The sequence below is a fragment of the Blautia marasmi genome, from assembly GCF_900258535.1.
GTDB lineage: Bacteria > Bacillota > Clostridia > Lachnospirales > Lachnospiraceae > Blautia > Blautia hominis.
On the sequence record NZ_OIWX01000001.1, the window covers coordinates 1,616,659 to 1,634,462 of the forward strand.

Annotated in this window: 14 protein-coding genes; 1 reads left to right on the forward strand and 13 read right to left on the reverse strand. The window is 46.5% G+C overall.

The features are described from left to right. Positions 1–56: 56 nt before the first annotated feature. Complete coding sequence (locus tag C6P39_RS07140; RefSeq protein ID WP_104803290.1) at positions 57–1,259, forward strand: helix-turn-helix domain-containing protein; 1,203 nt, start codon at positions 57–59, stop codon at positions 1,257–1,259. A 72-nt stretch (positions 1,260–1,331) separates the two neighbouring features. Here C6P39_RS07140 and C6P39_RS07145 read toward each other — a convergent pair whose 3' ends face one another. From C6P39_RS07145 to C6P39_RS07210, 13 genes are all read right to left on the reverse strand, one after another. Beyond that, a complete protein-coding gene (locus tag C6P39_RS07145) occupies positions 1,332–2,015 on the reverse strand; it encodes a V-type ATP synthase subunit D (protein WP_095176183.1) in 684 nt (227 codons plus the stop codon). Between the two features lie 69 nt (positions 2,016–2,084). Beyond that, positions 2,085–3,458 carry a V-type ATP synthase subunit B gene (locus C6P39_RS07150; RefSeq protein WP_065544260.1) on the reverse strand — a complete coding sequence of 458 codons (1,374 nt, stop codon included), beginning with the start codon at positions 3,456–3,458 and terminating at the stop codon, positions 2,085–2,087. Further along, positions 3,458–5,224: a V-type ATP synthase subunit A gene (locus tag C6P39_RS07155; protein ID WP_104803291.1), complete on the reverse strand. Its 1,767-nt coding sequence runs from the start codon at positions 5,222–5,224 to the stop codon at positions 3,458–3,460. Before C6P39_RS07155 ends, C6P39_RS07150 begins: the two co-directional genes overlap by 1 nt. 94 nt (positions 5,225–5,318) lie before the next feature. After that, positions 5,319–5,639, reverse strand: a complete 321-nt coding sequence (locus C6P39_RS07160; RefSeq protein WP_095176185.1) for a V-type ATP synthase subunit F — start codon at positions 5,637–5,639, stop codon at positions 5,319–5,321. Further along, positions 5,632–6,609 (reverse strand): V0D/AC39 family V-type ATPase subunit, encoded by a 978-nt coding sequence (locus C6P39_RS07165; protein ID WP_095176186.1) that lies wholly within the window; start codon positions 6,607–6,609, stop codon positions 5,632–5,634. The genes C6P39_RS07160 and C6P39_RS07165 overlap by 8 nt, the downstream gene beginning before the upstream one ends. Positions 6,610–6,637: 28 nt before the next feature. Further along, positions 6,638–7,231, reverse strand: a complete 594-nt coding sequence (locus tag C6P39_RS07170) for a V-type ATP synthase subunit E (RefSeq protein ID WP_095176187.1) — start codon at positions 7,229–7,231, stop codon at positions 6,638–6,640. 76 nt (positions 7,232–7,307) lie between these two features. Beyond that, on the reverse strand, positions 7,308–7,784 hold the full coding sequence (locus tag C6P39_RS07175) for a V-type ATP synthase subunit K (protein WP_018593354.1): 477 nt from the start codon (positions 7,782–7,784) through the stop codon (positions 7,308–7,310). Beyond that, positions 7,781–9,817, reverse strand: a complete 2,037-nt coding sequence (locus C6P39_RS07180; protein ID WP_095176188.1) for a V-type ATP synthase subunit I — start codon at positions 9,815–9,817, stop codon at positions 7,781–7,783. Before C6P39_RS07180 ends, C6P39_RS07175 begins: the two co-directional genes overlap by 4 nt. A 182-nt stretch (positions 9,818–9,999) precedes the next feature. Next, positions 10,000–10,308: a hypothetical protein gene (locus C6P39_RS07185; protein ID WP_095176189.1), complete on the reverse strand. Its 309-nt coding sequence runs from the start codon at positions 10,306–10,308 to the stop codon at positions 10,000–10,002. Positions 10,309–10,494: 186 nt separating this feature from the next. Then, positions 10,495–11,736 (reverse strand): ABC transporter substrate-binding protein, encoded by a 1,242-nt coding sequence (locus C6P39_RS07190; RefSeq protein WP_104803292.1) that lies wholly within the window; start codon positions 11,734–11,736, stop codon positions 10,495–10,497. A gap of 155 nt (positions 11,737–11,891) precedes the next feature. Next, the gene (locus tag C6P39_RS07195) at positions 11,892–12,941 is read right to left on the reverse strand and encodes an AI-2E family transporter (protein WP_158661482.1); all 1,050 of its coding nucleotides are present in this window, start codon (positions 12,939–12,941) and stop codon (positions 11,892–11,894) included. Positions 12,942–13,003: 62 nt separating this feature from the next. Then, on the reverse strand, positions 13,004–13,666 hold the full coding sequence (locus C6P39_RS07200) for an RluA family pseudouridine synthase (RefSeq protein ID WP_104803294.1): 663 nt from the start codon (positions 13,664–13,666) through the stop codon (positions 13,004–13,006). 1,702 nt (positions 13,667–15,368) lie between these two features. Continuing rightward, positions 15,369–17,657, reverse strand: coding sequence for a hydratase (locus C6P39_RS07210; protein ID WP_104803296.1), 2,289 nt, complete (start codon positions 17,655–17,657; stop codon positions 15,369–15,371). Between the last annotated feature and the right edge of the window lie 147 nt (positions 17,658–17,804).

A 17,804-nucleotide genomic window follows, 5' to 3' on the forward strand; every position in this document is an offset into this window, starting at 1 on the left:
AATTCTCATTTCTGTTATACTTAAATAAGCTTATATGATCTCTGGAGGAACACCACATGGATATGCAAACCATCCGCCATAACTGCCGCCTGCTTTATCACTTGACACAGATACCTGTCTTCTGCCAGGCACCGGACGGCAGCATATGCTTCACCTATCCCCGGCTTGAAGGTATGGACTTATTCCCCCTTCCCCGCATGCCCAAGAAACTGCCCCGAAAAGGTACGGCCCCGCTGCCTGTTCTCTTCATGGAAAACAGCGCGTATTACAGTGCCGGGCTCTCTCTTCCCCCGGCTGACGGTTGTTTTTCTCTACACTTTGGTCCCTGTCTCTTTTCCCGGCTTTCCGACAGGGAATTGAAACAGGCTTTCCCGGGGCTGTGCGCACTGTCTCCGGGCAGCCGTTACACGCTAATGTCAGCGCTGCCTGTTATGGAACAGGAATACTTTTATAATTATCTTTCCCTGGCCTGCAGCTTATTCTACCGGGAACGGATCAATGCGGAGGATATTATGGAGGCAAATGACCTGATCACTCCCGCACCTATACCTGCTGCTGTGCAAAAGACACTCTTTCATCGAAGAGAATCCTCCGCGTTTCACACACCTTATTCCTACGAAAAAAATCTCCTGGACGCCGTGCGTGCAGGAGACCTTATACGTGCCAAAGAATGTATGAACGAATTAAGCCTTACAGGTAAACCGGGAATTCTCTCTGCAGATCCCCTGCGGCACGCGCAGAATCTTTTCATTGCCCACATTACCCAGATCACCAGGGCCGCTATTGAAGGCGGCGCGGAGGAAGATATAGCCTATGCAATGAGCGACAGCTTTATCCAAGCTTCTGAAAAATGCACTTCCATCACACGCCTTCTTACTCTGCGTGACCAGGCCACCTGTGAATTCACGGCAGCAGCAGCAAAGGCAAAAGGTATCACCACCCATTCTCCGGCCATACGCAGAGCCGTGAATTTCATAAATGACCATCAGCAGGAAAAAATATGCCTCTCCGACATTGCCCATGCAGCGGGATTGAGCAAAGACCGTTTCTCCCATCTGTTCCGCCAGGAAATGGCTATAAGCCCTATGGAATACCTGAACCGGAAGCGTGTGGAGACATCCAAGTCTCTGCTGACTGTTTTTCAGTATTCTATTTCTGAAATCAGCATGATACTGGCCTTTTCCAGTCAGAGTCATTATATTTCCGTGTTTAAAAAATACACAGGCATGACTCCCAGGCAGTATCGGGATTCTTTCTAAAAAAATCCTATCTTCCAGCGGACTGACAACCTGTCAGTGCTTCTGGAAAATAGGATTCTTCCATCAGACATATCAGCCCGCGCTGTATGCGCGTTCTCTGTCCTTTTCCTTATAATGATGCGCTTCTTCAAGCATCATATCTTTTACTTTCATCAGACGGATCTGTGTACTTCTCTCGCTCTCGTCCAACTTCATGGTAATATACTTAATATTTTCCTGCGTCTCCGGAATAATAACATGTTCCAGAGCGTTTACTCTGCGTCGGGTCTTCTCAATCTCGGAAGCCATAAGCTGGCAGGACTTCTCTATCTCCGCAAGCTTCAGCATATCCGGCAGGATATCTGCCAGAGATTTCACCGCGCCGTCCAGGTCACCTGATGTAAAGGCAAAACCGTAGGAATAGATGTCATTTGCATCCGCGGTCCTGGTCTGGGACTGGAAGACAGGAATGTCAACACTCATGACATTCTTCTTGCCCGCATCCAGATACACCTCTTGTTTTGGTGCCATCAGCGCTGTGTTCAGGGTCTGTTCGGACATGCCGGCTTTTGCGATCACGAAGTTCTTGTTAGCCTCTTTAATACCCTCTTCCACTTTCAGGCGCAGAGCCATATTTTCTCTTGCCAGATCCAGGAACTGACGCATAAGCTCGTCACGTTTGTCCTTCAAAAGCTTGTGACCCTTGACGGCGGTAACCAGCTTTTTCTTCTGCTTGGTAAGCTCCATTCTGGTAGGATTCACCTGGGTAGATGCCAAGACAATCACCTCTTTCTATGCATTTTCTGATGGAACAGTAGGATATTTTGTCCTGCTGTTCCGCCGGCATTATTGTTTACCGTAATATTCATCAAGGAATTTATCATCAATACGTTTCAGCTCGCTCCTCGGCAGTATGGAGAGCAACTTCCAGCCGATACGCAGTGTCTCCTCAATATCGCGGTTTGTGGTATAGCCCTGTGAAACATACTCTGCCTCAAAAGCATCCGCGAATTTAGCATAGATAAGGTCAATATCAGAAAGCGCTGCCTCACCGAGGATCGTCATCAGCTCCTTTGCCTCTTTACCACGGGCATAGGCAGCGAATAACTGGTTCATGGTGTTTGCATGGTCAGCACGTGTCTTGCCTTCACCGATACCTTTATCTTTCAGTCGTGACAGAGACGGCAGAACATCAATCGGCGGTGTTACACCCTTTCTGTAAAGCTCACGGCTCAGGATGATCTGACCCTCAGTGATATATCCGGTAAGGTCAGGGATCGGATGGGTTTTATCATCCTCAGGCATGGTAAGGATCGGAATCATGGTAATGGAACCATTACTTCCTTTCTTACGTCCTGCTCTTTCATACATGGTTGCCAGGTCTGTGTACATGTAACCCGGATATCCACGGCGTCCCGGAACCTCTTTACGGGCTGCGGAAACCTCACGCAGGGCATCTGCGTAGTTTGTGATATCGGTAAGGATTACCAGTACATGCATATCTTTTTCAAATGCAAGATATTCTGCTGCAGTGAGGGCCATCTTAGGCGTTGCGATACGCTCAACAGCCGGGTCATTTGCCAGGTTGATGAACAGAACTGTCCTGTCAATAGCTCCTGTCTCTTTAAAGCTTTCAATAAAGAAGTTAGACTCCTCAAAGGTAATACCTAAAGCGGCAAATACAACGGCGAAGTTCTCACCCGTACCGCGAACCTTAGCCTGTCTCGCGATCTGTGCTGCCAGCTGCGCATGAGGAAGACCTGATGCGGAGAAAATCGGCAGCTTCTGGCCACGAACCAGTGTGTTCAGACCATCAATGGCAGATACACCGGTCTGAATGAACTCTTCCGGGTACATCCTGGCAGCCGGGTTCATAGGCAGACCATTGATATCACGTCTCTCATCCGGAAGGATCTCCGGACCTTCATCTATAGGACGTCCCATACCGTCGAATACACGGCCCAGCATATCCTCAGATACCCCAAGCTCCATGCTTCGTCCCAGGAAACGCACCTTACTGTCAGACAGGTTGATACCTGTAGAACTCTCGAAAAGCTGTACCAGGGCATCGCTTCCGTTGATCTCAAGTACACGGCAGCGGCGTGTCTCACCGCTTGCCAGCTCGATCTCACCTAACTCATCAAAATGTACATTTTCAACACCGCGCACCAACATCAGAGGGCCGGCAACTTCCTGTATGGTTCTATACTCTTTCGGCATTAGAAGTCCTCCTTCCCAAATACATTGGCAATATCAGCAGCAAGCTCTTTTAAAACTGCATCATATTCTTTGTCCAGTTTGTCTTCGGTCACATATTTAAAACGGCCGATCTTCTCACGTACTTCCATTTTGATCAGCCCCTGGATATTCGCACCTTTTTCCAGTGCCTCCTTTGCCTGCTCATAGAAAGCCAGAACCAGCTTCATCATCAGATGCTGTTTCTTCAGTGAACTGTAGGTGTCCACCTCATGGAAAGAGTTCTGATGCAGGAAGTCCTCACGGATGGAACGGGCAGCCTCCATTTTCAGCCTGTCAGAAGCTGAGAGGGCATCCATACCAACCATCTTAACGATCTCTTCCAGTTCCGCCTCATCCTGCAGAAGACTCATGAGCTTCTGGCGGTTCTCCATCCAGTCTGCAGCCACATTATCGTCAAACCAGTCAGCCATGTTATCCACATACAGGGAATAGCTGGTCAGCCAGTTGATCGCCGGGAAATGACGTTTGTATGCCAGTGCGGAATCCAGTCCCCAGAACACCTTAACGATACGCAGGGTTGCCTGGGATACAGGCTCGGAAATATCACCACCCGGAGGGGATACGGCTCCAATAACGGAAAGTGCACCCTCTCTCTGGTCGCTTCCCAGAGAAACCACATGTCCGGCTCTCTCGTAGAACTGCGCCAGACGGGAACCCAGGTATGCAGGGTAACCTTCCTCACCGGGCATCTCTTCCAGACGTCCTGACATCTCTCTAAGTGCCTCTGCCCAACGTGATGTGGAGTCTGCCATCAGAGCTACGGAATAACCCATATCACGGAAATATTCTGCAATGGTGATACCTGTATAAATAGAAGCCTCACGTGCCGCAACAGGCATATCAGAGGTATTTGCGATCAGAACGGTACGTTCCATCAAGGACTGTCCTGTTTTCGGGTCTTTCAGTTCAGGGAACTCGTTCAGAACGTCTGTCATCTCGTTTCCACGCTCGCCGCATCCGATATAAACCACGATGTCGGCCTCAGCCCATTTTGCAAGCTGATGCTGGATAACTGTCTTACCGCTTCCGAAAGGTCCCGGAACGGCTGCCACACCGCCTTTTGCGATAGGGAAGAACGTATCCACTACTCGCTGTCCTGTTACCAGAGGCATTTCCGGCGGCAGTTTTTTCAGATAAGGACGGCCTTTACGAACCGGCCATGTCTGCATCATTCCCACTTCTTTGTCACCGTCTTTTGTTTCAATAACAGCAACAACGTCTTCCACCGTAAATTCACCGGCTTTGATCTCTTTTACCTTACCATTGATCCCGTAAGGAACCATGATCTTATGGTTGACGACGATGGTCTCCTGTACGGTACCGATAATATCGCCGTTCTGTACCTCGTCACCAACTTTAACAGTAGGAACGAAATTCCATTTCTTATCTCTCTTCAGAGAAGGAACCTCAACACCACGCTTTAAGTTGGTGCCGGAAACCTTCATGATCTCATCCAGCGGACGCTGGATACCATCATAGATACTTGTGATAAGACCCGGTCCAAGTTCTACGGAAAGAGGCGCATTCATGGATTCAACCGGTTCTCCCGGCCCCAGTCCTGATGTCTCCTCGTATACCTGAACACTGGCTTCGTCACCGTGCATCTCGATGATCTCACCAATCAGACGCTGATTACTAACACGGACAACGTCGAACATGTTTGAGTCCCTCATGCCCTCCGCGATAACCAGCGGTCCTGCAACTTTTTTAATCGTACCTTTGCTCATCGGAACGAATCACCTGCTTTCTAAATTAGTTCGTATCTGTGACATTTCGCCACCAAAATTCCGGTAACTGCGGCGCTGCCGCTAACCGGACCTTTTAATTATTGCTGAAAAGAATATCCGATCCAACAGCCTTCTCCACGGATAACTTAACTCCCTGCACACCTTCACCGGTATTTCCGAAAACACCGGGTATCAGGATAATTGCAGGAAGGAGCTGTTCCTGAAATTTATCAATCGTCTTTTTACACTCTGCAGCCAGCGCTTCTGTGATATAGATTATCCCATATTTGCTTGCTGCCAGATGTTCCAGTTTTTCTTCAGCTTCTTTTCGGGATGTTACCGGGAAGGTATCCAGACCCAGTGTAGCAAACCCGTAAATACTGTCGTAATCGCCCACAACTGCAATCTTAAACATACATTTCCCTTACCCTTTCCCGGATGGAATCATCCGAAAGCCCGCTGCGTTTGCCGGACAAAATGATTCGTACCGTTTTGATCTCGTTCTCCCTGGCAAGCACATAGGCAACCAGAGGTCCCACTGAAAATGACTGATATTTCTGAGGCTGCATGGTCTCCATCATACGGTTGTCGCACCAGCGTTCAAATGCGGACATAGACTCTGCAATGGCTTTTCCGCCCTCTGCATAAGCAGTGCCTGACAAATATTCCACAATGGCATCAATGCCGCTTACTGCTGCTTTGGAAAGCTGTGCCACACTTAAGGATTCGCATTCCACCATGGCACGCTTCATAAAGTCCATGTTTTTTGCGGTTTTCTGTGAACGCACAGCAATCTTAATATCTGCTATGGCAACGGTAGACTCCGCATAATCCTTGATAATGCTGTCCTTCGCTTCCCTGCCTGCTGCATAGATGGCTTCCAGGGCTGCCTTGTCCACAATAACATCACAGAGCTGTCCGTCCCTTGTGTGAAGCAGTGTCTCGTAGGCCTCTTTTGCAGCACCGGCCATATATTTGGGAAGTCTGGAAAAATCCTTGCTCCTCACGATCTCCAGCATCTCTTCCGGTGAAATGGCAGTGTCATCATAATAGATATTCATGGCCCTGCCGTTTTCCTCCGTACATACATCCTTGATGGCTGCCTTCAGATTGTGGAACATATTCGGGTAGGAAAGTACATCAAAAACGGACATATCAACACCCAGGTCTTTAATATTTTCCCAAATCTTTTCCTGCTCCCTGGTCAATATTGCCTCTGCATTCACCGGCGTATCCGCGCCGCCCCAACCCTTTTCCTGTATAAGCTGCAGGCACTGCTCCTCTGTCTGGCAGGCCATGAGCTGGTCAAGAGTGGCAGAAGTGAATAACGCCGTCTCAAGCGCACGGATTCGCGCAACCGCATAGGTATATTTTGTATCAATCAAGATAATTCCTCCTTCTTGCGGTTATCGCTTACGAAAATAATAATGCATGAACTTTATCGGAAAGTTCACCTCTCTTGGAATCAAACATGGCCTTAAAGGTACAGTTTTCCTCGATTCCACCATATATAAGGACAAAGCCGCCGCGGATATTTCTGTGTTCTTTGGAAAGAACCAGTTTTCCGCCCTTTTTCTCGGCTATGCCTGAAATTTCTTTTTCAAAGCCCTGCGGCATTCTCTTCAAATCTTCAGGTGAGAAACAAATTTCCCCTTCCTGAGCCAGAACGAATTTGTCCAGCATTTTGCGAAGCATGTTGAAATATGTCTCGTCATCTGCAGAAAGCAGTGTGTTATAGGCTCTTTCCAATACTTCGGAAATCACTTCCTGCTTTGCTTCCAGAAGCGCTTTTCTTTTCTGCAGATCACAGGAGGAAAGTGCGCGTTCCTTAATATTTTCAACATCAGCATCCGCTTTTTTGGAGATACGTCCGCATTCTGCTTCCGCCTTTTTTTTCATCTCCTGTTTTACTGCTTCTGCGCTTTTCTGCGCCCGGTCGATGATATCATTAGCGGAGCTTTTTGCTTCATCCAGAATCTGGCTTTTCATTTTTTCTAATCCAGTCATTCTTTAGCTCTCCTTTACTATTTCTATTCTGTCCTGTAATATCTGTCCCCATGCAGGGACTGCCCTCCTTTTATGATCAAAAGGAAAGGTTCGTTACGGAAAGAATGGAAATCAGCAGAGCAAGGATTGCATAGGTCTCAACCATGGCCGGGAAGAGCATAGCTTTACCGAACTGTTCCGGTTTCTTGGCAACGATGCCGATAGCTGCTGCAGATGTCATTCCCTGATATTTACCGGAGATCAGACCAACGATACCGATCGGCAGACAAGCTGCTAATACCAGTAAGCCCTGCTGTGGTGTCAGGTCTAACATACCGCCGCCTAACAGACCGATCTTGGAAAGTGTGATGAAACCAACCAGCAGACCATAGATACCCTGTGTACCAGGCAGAAGCTGCATGATCAGAACCTTTGCAAATTTGCTTGGATCTTCCGTAACAACACCTGCGGCTGCCTGACCGGCAATACCTACACCAATAGATGAACCTGCACCTGCTAATAATACTGCTAATGCTGCACCAAGTAATGCGTAAACAATTCCTAACTGACTCATAAATAAGTTTCCTCCTTAACATCTACATATTTCGTAGTTAATTTAAACGGGTTGAAAGGTCTTCCTCCACCCTCATAAAACTTGCCGAAGAACTCGACAAACTGTAAACGGTTTGTATGCACGTATGCGCCCAAAAGATTGATCGCCAGATTCAGTGAATGTCCGACAATAAAGATCACGATAAAACCAATGGCAGCGATAAAGCCATCCCCCAGCATACTTGCCATCTGATTTACTACAGAGGCGATAACACCTGTTGCAAGGCCCAGGGCCAGCAGACGGGAATAGGATAATACATCACTCAGCCATCCTGTTACATTGTATATATCATACGCACCCAGCGCCAGACGCAGTGCGATGTTCTTATTGGCACGGCCTGACATAAGGAGCAGGCCTACAGCACCTGCGATCGCCAGCACTTTTCCAATCTGTGAAACTGCCGGCGGGAAGGTTCCTTCCGGAAGCTGGGAAATTGATGCAAAGATACTGCTGGGAAGCAGCATCATGATCAAACCGATCAAAAATACATACCAGATAATAACATCACAGAAGAAATCCATATATTGTTTTTCTTTCAGATGCATGTATCCCTTTAAGGCAAGTCCCATAAACAGATGGATCACACCAAACAGCATTGCATACAGAAGAAGACGCATAGGGTCATTCAGCGGAACGAACCAGGCAGCCTTGATCAGTCCGCCATCCGGTACATTCACGTGGAAGAACGTTTTCGCGATCACATCCACAGCATCTCCGAAATATCCTCCGAAGAGTACGCCCCATACCAACGTGGAAAGTCCACAGTACATAAACATCTTCAGTGCCTTGTGCATGCCCTGGCCCATGCGCGGATATTTTTTCAATACAATAAAACATGCCAGGAAAATGATCAGCCCGTATGCCGCATCAGACAACATCAGACCGAAGAAAAACACATAGAAAAACGACATGATCGTCGTTGGGTCTACCTCGCCTTTTTTGGGAAGACCGTAAGATTCCAAAACACCCTCCACGGACTGGGAAAATGGATTGTTGCTCAGAAGCACAGGTGCTTCCTCATCTTCCTGTATCTCCTCCACGTCAAAGACCAGATCATAGCCTTCCTCCATTGCCTTTTTCACTGCGGGAACTGCCTTCTGGGGTATATACCCACTTACAAAAAAGGTCCTGGAAGACTGTGGAATATGTCCCAGGAGTTCATATTTCTCTGCTCTGGTACGGAAATAGTCAGATATCAAACGCAGGTCTGCGCGCTTGTCTCCATATTCAACAATATGCTTCTGACAAGTATCAATTTGTTTTTGGACAGCACCGATTTCTGCCTCCAAATTTTCTTTTTCGACCGCCGGAACTTCATCCACGATCTGAGATGGCTTAGCAAAGCCGCCCTGCCGCAGCGCATCCTCCACCTGCTGCGCGTCCTTTTTCAGACACAATGCAACAATATAAGTGGAATCTCTGTCCGCAGAAAGGACTGTCACATCCACGCCTTCAGCCTCGGGAGCATACTCCGCGATCAGGCTGTAAACCGCTTCCAGTGTCATTTCTCCCGAAATGGCACCGATGAGTGCCCTGGTAGAACCTGTGCCCTCAAAATTCATAGGCACATCCAGACTCATCCATGGAGCCAGTGCTTCTATCTGGTTTTCCATTTTCTGGATATTCGCACGGCACTCTGCGATTTCTTTCTGCCAGCCGGTTATTCTCGAAGCAATGTCCATCATTTCTTCTTTTCTAACCGCTACCTGGTTGTAAGCTTCTTTTTCAATCAGTTTTTTTCCTTCCAGACTGGACAGCAGGGATTTTTTCTCCGGTGCATATTCCTGCAGGATATCCAGTGCTAAGTCTGCCAGATTCGCTTTCTTCTCAAAAGTGTTTCTGGCTCCCTGGGTATCCATCTTTTCAAAGCCTGACTCATCGTCCAGAACCTGGGTCATTTCCATGACTCCCATGGTCTGCAGCTTTTCCAGGATGGCCTTCCGGTCCCTTTTCAGCGCGCAGATACTGACTCGCTGCATCTGCATTACTGCCATACTCTCATCCCTCCTTTAACTCGTTTTCTTGTAACTGTTCAGTCCCCTCACAGTTACAGGCAAAAATCCATGATAAATCGCCTTTGGCGATGGGATTTTCGCTTTGCTTTCGGGGCGCTTTCTTACGGTCAGCACAGTAAATATGCAGACCTGCTGAATCGTTACGTTTTCTTTTCTTTCTCTCAGACTAATTCGGAAATAATCAAATCAACCGCTTCTTTTTCCCGGCTTTTTGCCGCGCTCTTCAGCTTCTCGATTTCTTTTCCGGCCTCCAAAAGGGCCTCGTCCGTCTGCTGCTTTCCAAAAGTTTCAGCAGAATCTCTGAGTTTTTTCGCCTTCTGCTGCGCTTCGGAAACCATATCGGAATACAACTTTTCGGAAGCTAGTTTTGCTTCCTCCGAAATCTTTTCACTCTGGCGCTTTGCATCCGCAACAACGTTTGCTGCCTCCTGCTCCGCATCCCGGATTTCTTTGATTGTTCCTTCTATCACAGTATCACCACCTTCACATAATTTAAATATTACTATGAATTATGCAATTTGTCAATTTGTTCACAATATTTTTAACCGAATTACACGAAAAAAAATTGCCTTATTTTGGTAATCCCGATAAAAAAAGAGAGATTGTATATAATTTACACAATCTCCCCGAATGTCTTTGTTTAATTTGACTTTATCTTACTCGTATAAGTAATTCTTCAGCTTCTCATCATCCAGACTGGCTGCATCAATCCACTGATACCCCGGATTGATAAAGGAATCATTCTCCAGCCCCAGCCAAGCCCTGGCTGCCGCTACCACTGTGGCATATCCCATGCCGTACGGATTCTGGGCAATAACTCCGGCCTCTCTTCCGTTTTTGATGGCTTCCTTCTGCTTCTTGCCTGCATCAAATCCGACTACCGCCATGTTTTCTTTTCCCGCTTCCTCAAGCGCGTCCAGGACTTCATCTGCCGTCATCTGATTGGTACAGAAATAGCCTTTCAGATTTGGGTTTTCCTCCAGCACTTTTGCAGCCATTTCCTTGACGGACATTTCCTCATTTTCATAGGAGACATTCACGATCTTGATCTCCGGATGGTTTGCAGCGATCTCGTCGGCAAACCCTGCTTCTCTGTCCTGGCTGCTCTCAGAACTTTCAATATGGGCCATGACTGCGATCTCACCGCTGCCTCCAATGGCTTCGCTGAGTTTTTTAGCAGCGTCCGCTCCTGCTGCCTTGTTGTCTGTGGCACAGACAGAGTTCACAGTCCCTGTCACAACGCCTGAATCCAGCACCACAACCGGGATTCCATTCTCCTCTGCAGTCTCAAGCTGTGCCTGGCAGGATTCCATATCTATGGCTGCCAGACAGAGAACCCCCGGGTTCTCAGCCAGGACCGCGTCGATGATATTGATCTGACTCTCCACATCCGTCTCATCGGACGGTCCTTCAAAGGATAGTTTTATCTTATCATCACCTTTATATTCCAGTTTTTTATTTAAATCTTTTACGGCTGCCTCCATGCCTTTTTTTACAGTTTCCCAGTAGCCTGTCTTGGTGCTCTTGACAACTACTGCAATATGGCCGCCTGCCTCCAGATCCAATCCCTCCAGGGACGTATAATCAATGGTACCGGCACTGCTCTTCAGGGTTGTCATGGTCAGATTTTCAGACATGTCAGCGTCTTTCTCTTCTTCCGCATCCTGACTTTTCTCATCCTCACCGGTATTCACTGCGTTCTCTGTATTATCTTTTTCCTCTTCCTTCTGATCCTCTTCTGTATCTTTCTGAGGTTCCCCATTACTTCCCACAACCGGTTTATCTTCGGCTTTTGCCTCTGTATTCACAGGTACCTCATTCTTATCCTTATCACCGCATCCTGCCAGGGAACCCACTGCCAGCGCGATGCATAATAAAGCAACTATCGTACGTTTCATGCCCTACCTCCAAGGCTCACACCATGCCCCTGCACGGCTTTACCAGATTTTTACATGGACTTCTCTTCATTTTAACTACGTTTCCATTATACACGAAACTATACATTAGTCCATATGCTTTTTGTAATAATTTCGTAAAATTTTCAGGAACTTTTCTATTCATTTTTCCCATAGTCCAGAAGATTCCATTCGCGTAAAATCCCGTAAATCACCAAAGCAGAGAGAGGGCCAAGCAAAAAACCTGCTCCTCCGTACAAAAAAAGTCCCAGATACACGGACAGCAGAACAAGCAGAGGGGATACACCCACTTTTTTTCCGATCAGGCGGGGTTCCAGAAACTGCCTGACGCAGCTTGTGACAAGATAGAGGGCGATACATCCAACAGCACCCACGGCATTTCCCCTCAGGGCAAGTACCAGCGCTGCGGGCACAAGAAATGTTCCTGTTCCCAATACCGGCAGGGCGTCCAGAAGTCCCAGTGCCAGCCCGGCGAGGAGGAAATGGGATGTCCCCAGTAAAAACAGTCCGGCTATGCAGAGCAGAATAATAATTCCCATGATCTTTATCTGGGCTTTGAAATATTCCGCTATTCCGTTCTTCAAATTCCGGAAAAGGTTTCTGATCTTCACGAAAACCGGCCAGGAGGCGAACTGTGCTTTCCAGTCTCCGTGTTCCTGCAGGATCAAAACCGCGGATACCACGCACAGGATCAGGCCGCCTACCACCACCACACACGTTTTCATGGAATCCACCGCAGCTTCCATGGACTGGCTTCCGCCAAAAAAAGAACTTCCCAGATTGTTGAGCTGCATATAAATATACTGACTGCTCTCCTGGGCCGGTATTCCCATTGTGTACTCCACCTGTCTGCAGCATTGTCCGATGATCTGGCAGAATTCTTTTTTTATTACCGGATAGAAGGAGATCAGCCGGCCAATCTGTGTGGATAGAGCCTGGAGAAGCCACATGAAGCCAAGAATGCTTCCCACTGAGAGAAGAAGGATCAGAACCGCGCCAATGCCGCCCTCTGTAAAGTGAAGTTTTCTGCAGAGTTTCCGGTCAGCCAGCCATCTGGCCGCCGGAAGTATGGCGAGTGCCAGAAGCCCACCTAATAGAAATGGGAGCATCACAGGTACCGCATATTTCATTATCAGAAATACGCCTGCGAATACTCCCACTGTTATGCCCGCCTTCTTCCATCTCATCTTCCACTCACCATACCTTATTTTTTTATTCTTCTCTATCAGTATGTGTGGACTTTTCTTACCTATACTATAGGAAAATTTCCAGAGGGCTTTACCTGGAATTCCATTTTTTTCTTTGTTTTTGGATGGATAAATGATAGTTTGTATGCACATAAAGCTATGTACTGCCATTCTTTTTCTTTCCCTGCCTGAGGGTTGTATTTGGTATCCCCCAGCAGTGGGTGGCCTGCATATGCCATCTGGACACGGATTTGGTGATGACGGCCTGTCAGAAGGTGGATCTCCAGTAACGATCTGTCTTCCTCCTCTTTTAATACACGGTATTCCAGAACGGCTTTTTTACTTTGAGGTGTTTTTTGCCTGGATACTCTGGAGGTGTTGGTTTTGGGGTCTTTGATCAATTCATTTTCCAGGCGGGATTCTTTTTCGGTCAGAATGCCGCTGACAGCGGCAAGGTAGTATTTTTCCATTTTGCCGTTTTGTATCTGGGTGTTTAGATCTTTGGCTGCCTCTTTGGTTTTGGCGAAGACCAGGATGCCTTCCACGGGCTGATCGAGGCGGTGGATCACGGCTAGATAGGGAGGATTGCCTTTTGAGGTCAGGTAGGTTAGGAGGGTGGATTCCAGGTCCGGGGTGTTGATCTTTTTGGTTTGGACGGGGAGGCCTGGGGGTTTGTGGCAGATTAGGAGGTGGGGGTCTTCGTATAGGATTTTGGGGGTTGTCATAGTTATGGGGTCCTTTTTGATTTTTATTGGCAAGGGGGACGGGAAATACAGGGGGATGGGGCCGGGGTGTGGGCTGTGTCCGCGTGAAGCGTTCCGCTGTCCCGAAGCTAACCTGCTCCCATACACTAAATTCGTCAGCAATGGCTTCCTCATTAAGTGTCTGGGGCAGGTGGATCTTCGTGACGCTCCACTGAAACATCACACGGACACAGCCCACACCCCGGCCCCATCCCCCTGTATTTCCCTGGTTATCTCTGTCGGTAAAATAATTAAAACCAAGTCTGATTGATAGCTTTATATTATGAAAAAAATGCTGTTGATCTGCTATGCGGAATACGGAATGCTTGGTGTGTGACAGGGGAACTTTGTTTGCCTGAGGGTATTATAGCATAGAATGCAAAAAATGAACAACCGTCATATCTTCGATTTTCGGATACAACGGTTGTTCTAATGATCTGCGTTATTCAATTTTTTTATTCCTTTCTTTTTCTATTATTGATAAAAAATCCGGAATGAATACTGTTATTTTGTTCTTTCCTTATTCTTCTATACTTCTTTTTAATCTTCTCATTCCCTATTTATAAATCTTTCACTCTGAATTCTTAATCTCTTTGAGCTTCCTTTCATTTCTTGTATGAACGTTCTACCCAAATCCCTTTTGGACTCTGACAAAACCTTCTTTGAAATGGTCTTCACTCTTCTTGGATATTGAAATTCTGGTTATTTGATAAGATTTATTGAAAGTTCATATCAAATCTATTATGGATAATAAAAAGCTTCTAACAAATAGTTCGGGCTATTTTGTTTTCAAAACATTTCTTTATACATTTCTTCGGGATATAAAATAACTCACTTCTTTTTCAAGAACTTCTAAATACAACAGGCTTATTTCAACAAATATAACTTATTATATCTTCTACATTTTTTATATCTTTGAATGATGTATAAATACTTTGTTCTTTCAAAATATATTTCTTTACATATATCCTGAAACCTTTTTATTACTTTTGTGGTAATTGTTCAATATGAGGGCACTTTTTGATATATCACCTAACCGCTTATTTATCCTCTTAATAGGATTCTTTTTCGGTCTTATGTAGTTAGGTCTTTCTCTAGGGAACTATGCCTTACCACTCTCATATTGATAATTGATAATTGATATTCGCTATTTCCAATGGAATATACCTCCTTATCAATATTTCAAATGACACCTTTTACATTACTTTTTATCCTTGGTACTGTTATTCTTTTGTACTTTTTGTATCTCTCATACGTTGTACTGTTTAACATTACTCTGGTTCCTATTATGTATTCTCCATACACTTTAAGGAGATATAATGTTTTATCTTTTGTACCTTGTAGCCAACTTCTTAAATAAAATTTATCTTCTCTTAGTTAAGAATTGGTTATGTAGTAATGTGTGTAGGTGTTTTCTTTTGATGGTTATATATTACCATGGGTTGTTTTATTTGTCAATATACTTTTCGAAAAAAGTTTTGTTTTTTTATAAGTTATATCTTTAACATTATTAAGCTGTAAATTATCTGTTTTTATGTGAATTTACTATACAATTCTTGAAAAGCATAATAATTCTGAACATTGGAAATTGCCAAAATAAAACACCGTACGACACATTGTTTTATCCTTCATACCGGAAATGTCTGGTTTTGTCGGATAAATCCTGTGCCGTACGGCCTTTATGTTAACCTCTGTAGTAATTGATCAAACAGCCTTTCAGAATGATCTCACGTTCATCATCTGTCAGATCACCTATTTTAACTGTAAATTCTGTACAGGAATCTCCTGCCACATAGATTTTTATTTCCTCTGCCTTTTCCTCCACAGCCTTTCGGATTCCCGGAAGGAACAGATAATCGCCTTTCTTGAACGGCAGATCACCGGCCTTTATGAGCAAAGGAAGCATACCCCAGTTGATCAGGTTAGAGCGGTAGCGTTTGGTCGCGTATTCATTGGCAATGTTAGCCCATCCGCCCAGTACTTTCTGACAGGAAGCAGCCTGCTCTCTGGCTGAACCGTCGCCCGGCTTAACTGCGAAAATGGTGCTTCCGATCCCTGTGTTGGAGCTGTCCATATCAGGACACAGTTCTTTCAGTTTGTCCCACACCGGTTTCAGTTCAGGCACAGCTTCCAGCGGACAGTTTCCTTTCTCACGGGCTTTCTCCGCAGCCTGGATCTCTTTTGCCAGCGGTACATACTCCGGATCTTTTCTGGACAAGGTAAATTCGGCAAGTCCCAGAGGGTTAGAGCGGAAGGATGAAGTCTCGCCGGACGGGATCAGTTCATCTGTTGTGGTGACCGGATCATGGATCTCGGATACCACCTTAAGCACCAGGTTCTCTGTGAGAGCCGGCATTTCAGGCCAGTCCTTGATGTTGGGACCAAACTGTATTTCCGTATCCGGGTCAGCGATGCCTTTGCTGTCAAAAACCCGGTTCTCATAAATGGCCTTGTCAAAGAAATAGCGCGGTTTTGTATATTTCACATCAAAGTCAGTTGCCGCGGTCAGATATCCCTTGTTTGCTGCAGTGGCTGCAATGGAACGGGCATCCATCAGAGCCACAGAGGAAATCTGTCCGTTCTGTACCTTGGAGCCTTCCCGGTTAGGGAAGTTTCTGGTTGAATGGCGGATGCTCAGGGCATTGTTTGCAGGAGTATCTCCGGCGCCGAAGCAGGGGCCGCAGAAGGCGGTCTTCACAATAGCACCTGTCTGCATCAGGTCTGCCAGGACTCCGTTCTTGGCGATCTCCATGTAAATCGGTGTGCTGGCCGGATAAACACTTAATGTAAAGGCATCTGAACCAATGCTGGTGCCTCTTAAGATGTCCGCGGCATCACAGATATTCTCAAATCCGCCGCCTGCACAGCCTGCAATGATTCCCTGCTCCACATACAGCCTGCCGTCATGCACCTTATCTTTCAGTGTAAAGGGAATCTTGCCGTCCAGGCTCACCTGTGCCTTCTTCTCCACATCATCCAGAATATCCATCAAGTTTGCGTTCAACTCTTCTATGGTGTAGGTATTGCTTGGGTGGAACGGCATGGCGATCATAGGCCTTACCTGGCTTAAATCCACATAGACCATTCCGTCATAATAAGCCACTGCTCCCGGAGCCAGTTCTTTGTACTCTTCTGCCCTTCCATGTATTTCATAGAAATCTTTTATGGTATCGTCTGTGGTCCAGATGGAGGAGAGACATGTGGTCTCTGTGGTCATAACGTCAATTCCAATACGGAAATCAGCACTCAGCCCGGAAACGCCGGGGCCTACAAATTCCATAACTTTATTCTTTACATACCCGTTGGCAAACACAGCGCCGATAATAGCCAGAGCAACATCCTGAGGTCCAACGCCCGGCGTGGGCTTTCCGGTGAGATAAACACCTACAACCTCCGGCCTGTGTATATCATAAGTCTTTCCTAAAAGCTGCTTCACAAGCTCCGGACCACCCTCACCCATAGCCATTGTTCCCAGGGCACCATAACGGGTATGGCTGTCGGAACCCAGGATCATCCTGCCGCCGCCTGCCAGCATTTCCCTTGCGAACTGATGGATCACTGCCTGATGAGGCGGCACGTACATTCCGCCGTAGCGTTTTGCACAGGTCAGACCAAACATATGATCATCCTCATTGATGGTTCCGCCCACTGCACACAGAGAGTTATGACAGTTTGTCAGCACATAGGGAATGGGGAATTTTTCAAGCCCGGAAGCCCTTGCCGTCTGAATGATCCCTACAAATGTAATATCGTGGGATGTGAGTTTATCAAATTTAATCTTTAAATCATCCATATTCCCGGATGTATTATGTTTTTCCAAAATAGAGTAAGCCATTGTCTGCCTGGATGCCTCTTCCCTGTCAAGAGACGCTGCACCTGTCATCTGCGCAACAGCATTTGCTGCCTGGGGACCATCTTCCACCAGATCGGTCCCATTCACCAACCAGACACCGCCATCATAAAGTTTCACCATGATATATCCTCCTTGTCACTAATTTGTATCATTGTATACACTTATACAGTTCTTTTCTATTATACGGATTATCACGCTAAAATGCAAGCATTTTATCTCTCTATCGCTTTATTTAATTCAAGTGCCCTTACCGTCCGCATACCTTGT